The 4,614-nt window shown below is 64.8% G+C and carries 6 protein-coding genes; 4 read left to right on the top strand and 2 right to left on the bottom strand.

Annotation, left to right across the window (positions count from 1 at the left end):
• Together VKH46_12150 and VKH46_12145 are read left to right on the top strand one after the other, a co-directional pair.
• On the top strand, window positions 1–1,261 hold a 1,261-nt coding region (locus tag VKH46_12150), incomplete at its 5' end, for a hypothetical protein (GenBank protein ID HKB71590.1).
• A gap of 27 nt (window positions 1,262–1,288) precedes the next feature.
• Window positions 1,289–2,275 (top strand): YncE family protein, encoded by a 987-nt coding sequence (locus VKH46_12145; protein HKB71589.1) that lies wholly within the window; start codon window positions 1,289–1,291, stop codon window positions 2,273–2,275.
• Here VKH46_12145 and VKH46_12140 read toward each other — a convergent pair.
• Together VKH46_12140 and VKH46_12135 are read right to left on the bottom strand one after the other, a co-directional pair.
• Window positions 2,272–2,517, bottom strand: a complete 246-nt coding sequence (locus tag VKH46_12140; protein HKB71588.1) for a hypothetical protein — start codon at window positions 2,515–2,517, stop codon at window positions 2,272–2,274. The genes VKH46_12145 and VKH46_12140 overlap by 4 nt on opposite strands.
• A 30-nt stretch (window positions 2,518–2,547) precedes the next feature.
• Window positions 2,548–2,823: a hypothetical protein gene (locus VKH46_12135; protein ID HKB71587.1), complete on the bottom strand. Its 276-nt coding sequence runs from the start codon at window positions 2,821–2,823 to the stop codon at window positions 2,548–2,550.
• A 220-nt stretch (window positions 2,824–3,043) separates the two neighbouring features.
• Between VKH46_12135 and VKH46_12130 the strand changes: the two genes are divergently transcribed.
• Window positions 3,044–4,297, top strand: coding sequence for a tail fiber domain-containing protein (locus VKH46_12130; protein HKB71586.1), 1,254 nt, complete (start codon window positions 3,044–3,046; stop codon window positions 4,295–4,297).
• Between the two features lie 43 nt (window positions 4,298–4,340).
• Window positions 4,341–4,614 (top strand): hypothetical protein (locus tag VKH46_12125; GenBank protein ID HKB71585.1); only part of this gene is annotated, 274 nt, incomplete at its 3' end.

Genomic DNA, 4,614 nt, shown 5'->3' with positions numbered 1-4,614 from the left:
CAATGCCCGGATCACGGCGACGGTCACGGGAGGGACGGGATCGGTGCTGCTGGCGGGAGCGCAGGTGGCCAACGAGTCGCAGGACTCTTCGGGGTTCGAGATGAGCTTCCGCGATGACTTGCTGGGCGGCGGCTCCTCCGGGGGAGGGCTGACCTCGGTCGTCCACGACGGCACGCTTCTGGGCTCGGGGACGGGCACCTCGCCGCTGTCGGTCAATCCGGCTTCGGTCGTGACGTCGGTCAATGCCCTGACGGGCGCTCTCACCCTGGCCGCCGGCTCCAACGTCACGATCGGCAAGTCCGGCAGCACCCTCACCATCAACGCCGCCACGGGAAGTGGCGGAGGAACCACCGAGCTCACCCTGCCCTATGCCGGAACGATCTCGACGAGCGGCGTCGCGTTTGGGATCGAGAACACGGGAACGGGCATTGGAATCATCGCCGTCGCGCACGGAGCCGGCGCGGGCCTGTACGGCGGCAGCTCGAGCGGCGCCGGGATCCAGGGCACATCGTTCTCCGGCGCGGGCGTCTCGGGCGAGTCGAGTCAAAACGACGGTGTCTACGGCAAGACGCTGACGAACTCCTTCAGCGGCGTGTACGGGATCACGGACTACAGCGGCTACGGCGTCTTCGGAGAGGCGGACGGCGTGAACAAGGGCTTCGGTGTCGGCGGAAACGCCGCCAACGGGGGTCTCGCGGCCCACTTCTACACCGGCAACGTTCGGATCGAGAGCGATCTCCACGTCGTCGGCAAGATCTTCGCCGGCACGAAGGACTTCGAGATCGACCACCCGCTCGACCCCGCGAACAAGTACCTCGTGCACGCATCGATCGAGTCGTCGGAAATGCTCAACGTCTATTCGGGCAACGCCATGCTCGACGGTCACGGCGTCGCCACGGTCCAGCTCCCGGCCTGGATGGAAGCGGAGAACCGGGATTTCCGCTACCAGCTCACCGCCGTCGGAAGCCCGCAGCCCGGACTCTACGTGGTTCAGAAGGTCCGGAACGATCGTTTCGTGATCGCGGGCGGGGCCCCCGGGGCGGAGGTGTCCTGGCAGCTCACCGGCGTCCGGAAAGATCCGTGGGCGATCGCGCACCCGCTCGTCGCCGAACAGGACAAGCTCGAAAGAGAACGGGGGTTCTACCTCCATCCGGAGGTGTACGGGCTTCCGGCAACGCGCCAGATGAACTGGGCGGACGAGCCGGAGCAAATGAAAAAGATCGAGGCCTGCCGGAAGTCGCCGTCGGCCGCGAATCACTGAGCTCCTCCGACAGAAAGGGAAAAAGAGATGAAACGGATTTCAATACTCGCCGCCGTGCTGCTCCTCTCGAGCGCCGCGCTGGCCATCGGCCAGAACGTGGATTCCAGCCGCCGGGCGGCGCTTGGTCAGTGGTGGACGACGATCCCCCGGTACACCGCGGATCGGGGCTTGCTCGGCATCGCGAGCTGGGGCGGCCATCCTCTCAATGTCGTCTCGGACGGGGTCCACATCTGGGCCACGTTTCTGCTGGGATCCGGCGGCCAACTCGTGGAATTTCGGGGCACGGACGGAGCGGAAATCAACGCCTGGGGAGGGTACAGCCAGATCGATGCGGTCCTCGTGGCGGCCGGCAAGATCTTCTTTACGGTGGACGACAACCCGGGTCTCTACATGCTTTCGCCCGATCAGAACGACGGGCCGCTTCGTGTCGCGCATCTGGGGGGCCTGCCGGAGTCCATCGCTTATGGAGGAAGCCGCTTCTGGACGGCCGACGGGATCCGCGTGTCGAGAATCACTCCCGGGCAGGACTATCCGTGGAACGTCACGGAGTTCACGGGGTTTAGCAACCCGAGAGGAATCCTCCACGACGGCCAGAACGTCTGGGTAACCGATGCCGGACAGAACACCCTCCTGAAGCTCAACACAAAAACCGGCGCCGTCCTCCAGACGGTCCCGGTCGGCGCCTCGCCGTATTTTCCCGTCTTCGATGGCAAGCACATCTGGGTGCCGAATGCGGCAGGCAACAGCGTCACCGTCGTGGACGATGCGACAGGAAATGTCACCGCGACACTGACGGGAAACGGCCTGCAGGCGCCGTATCAGGCTGCTTTCGATGGAAAACGCGTGCTCGTCACGAACGCCGGCGGGCATTCGGTCTCGCTCTGGAATGCGAAGGATCTCTCGATCATCGGCACCTATTCAACCGGCTCCGGAAGCAATCCAGGGGGAGTTTGCAGCGACGGCATCGACTTCTGGATCGCGCTCCGCGGCTTCGGCGGCCTCGGCCGCTTCTAGGAGGAGAGGATGAAAATCGCGACTTTCGCGGTGGTCTTGTCGCTTGCGGCGGTCACCGGCTTTGCGGGCTTTCCCTCGACCGAGGTCTTTCTGCCTTCGGTTGGACGGACACCCGGCAACGGCGCAAGCCAGTGGGACACGACGGTGTGGCTGACGAACCTCTCGGCGACTTCGACCGTGTCGTTCACGTTCGACTTCCTCGCCCAGGGGAGCGACAACACGACGCCGACGGCGTCCTTCACCGATTCGCTCCAGCCCGGCGAGACGAAAGTCTACGAGAGCGTCGTGACGAACAAGCTCGGCCTCGGCGACGCCCTGGGGGCCGCGAGAATCACCGCCGACGGAGAGATTCTCGCGACGGAGAGGATTTTCAACGACTCCGCCGGAGCGGGAATCGGCGCGACACAGGGATTCTCCGCCGCGGCGATCCCGAAGGAGCTGTCGATCGGTCCCGGCGAGAGCGCGACGATCCAGGGGGTCGACCAGAACGGCGGAGAGGACGTCCGTACGAATTTCGCGCTCGTCGAGACCTCGGGGAGCCGCGCCACCGTCGAGGTCGCGGCGCTCGATTCCGCCGGTACGACGCTCGGGCAGAAATCCTACGCTCTGGCTCCGTACGAGCCAATTCAGGCCAACGTCGACGACGTCGTCCCGGGCTTTGCCTCGACGGACGCCCGCCTGGTCGCAACGGTCACGAGCCCCGCGGGAAGCGCGATCCTCTACGGCGCGCAGGTCGCGAACGAATCCCAGGATCCGACCGGCTTCGAGATGAGCTTTCCCGATCTGCTGAGCGGATTCGTGACTGCCTTAAACGGCCTGACCGGAGCGCTGAGGCTCGAGGCGGGAAGCAACATCGCGATCACGCAGAACGGCGCGAACGCTCTGAAGATTTCCGCGACGGTTTCGCAGGGGCCGGCAGGACCGCCGGGCCCTCGCGGAATCCAGGGCCCTCCGGGGCCGCCCGGTCCGGTCGACGCGGTCTCGACCGACACGCCGAACACGGCGGCGCTGCGCGACGGCTCGGGAAATTTCGCGATGAACACGCTGATGCTCGACGGCAATCTGAACGTCCCCGCGTCGAGCGCGACGGCGGGCGTCATTTCTCAAGACGGCCAAACCTTCATTCACTCGTTTGGCATCGACAACACCTTCGTCGGGTCTGGAGCAGGCAACCTTTCGATGACAGGTAATCACAACGCGGCGCTTGGATCCGGCACGCTGGACAGCAACACCTCGGGCGTCTTCAACACCGCGGTTGGCTCCGGCGCTCTGACCTCCAGCGCGACCGGCACCGGCAATGTGGCGGTTGGATTTGAAGCCATGTACAACAGCGTCGACGCAAGCTCGAATCTCGCGATCGGCGACCAGGCTCTTTTCAGCGACGTTTCGGGCGACTTCAATATCGCGATCGGATTACAAGCCGGAGGACTTACCACCGGGTCCTACAACATCGACATCGGACATCCCGGGGTCGCCGGCGAATCCCACACGATGCGCCTGGGCGACGTCCAAACCGCGACCTTCGTCGCCGGGATCCGCGCCGTGACGACCGGAAGCAATGACGCCGTCCCGGTCGTCATCGACAGCAACGGCCAGCTCGGAACGGTCAGCTCCTCGCGCCGCTACAAAGAGGATATCCGCGGCATGGGAGACGCCTCGGATCGGCTGCTTCGGCTTCGACCGGTCACGTTCCGCTACATGAAGCCGTTCGACGACGGGCAAAAACCGATCCAGTACGGGCTGATCGCGGAGGAAGTGGCCGAGGTCTTTCCCGACCTCGTCGCCTACGGCCGGGACAGGAAGCCCGAAACCGTGAAGTACCAGATGCTGTCGTCCCTGCTTCTCAACGAGGTCCAGAAACAGCACGCGAAAATCCAGGATCAGGCGGGACAAATATCGATGTTGAAGAACGCGCTGGACGAACAGCGAACCGCCTTCGCGGCGCTCGCCGCCAAAGTGTCGAGCCTGGAGAGAAACGCGGCGGCGACCGAGCTGGTCCGAAGGGAAGTCCCGGCGAACTAACCGGTTTTTCAACATCCGGCGAGAGATGAAAAGGAGAAATGTAATGAATCTGACAATAGGCGCCCGGAAAGCATCTCTCGCGGTCGCCGCCCTGCTGGCCGCCGCCGCCCTCGAGGCCGGATTTCAATCGACCGAAACGTACCTGCCGGCGGTGGGGCGGGTGGCGGGGCAGGGCGGGGCGCAGTTCTACACGACGATGTGGGCGACGAACCTGACGGGGGCTCCCGTGTCGTTCACGTCCGAGTTCCTCAAGGAGGGGCAGGCCAACCCGAGCCCGGCGTCGTTTACGGACACGCTCTCTCCCGGGCAGACGAAGA

Source organism: Thermoanaerobaculia bacterium, assembly GCA_035260525.1.
Taxonomy (GTDB): Bacteria; Acidobacteriota; Thermoanaerobaculia; order UBA5066; family DATFVB01; genus DATFVB01.
The sequence above is the reverse complement of the archived record's forward strand: the minus strand, read 5'-3'. Positions and strand labels throughout refer to the sequence as shown.

Coding starts and splice junctions, on each gene's coding strand:
- VKH46_12130 (HKB71586.1), top strand. CDS start 3,044: ATGAGCTTTCCCGATCTGCTGAGCGGATTCGTGACTGCCTTAAACGGC.
- VKH46_12145 (HKB71589.1), top strand. CDS start 1,289: ATGAAACGGATTTCAATACTCGCCGCCGTGCTGCTCCTCTCGAGCGCC.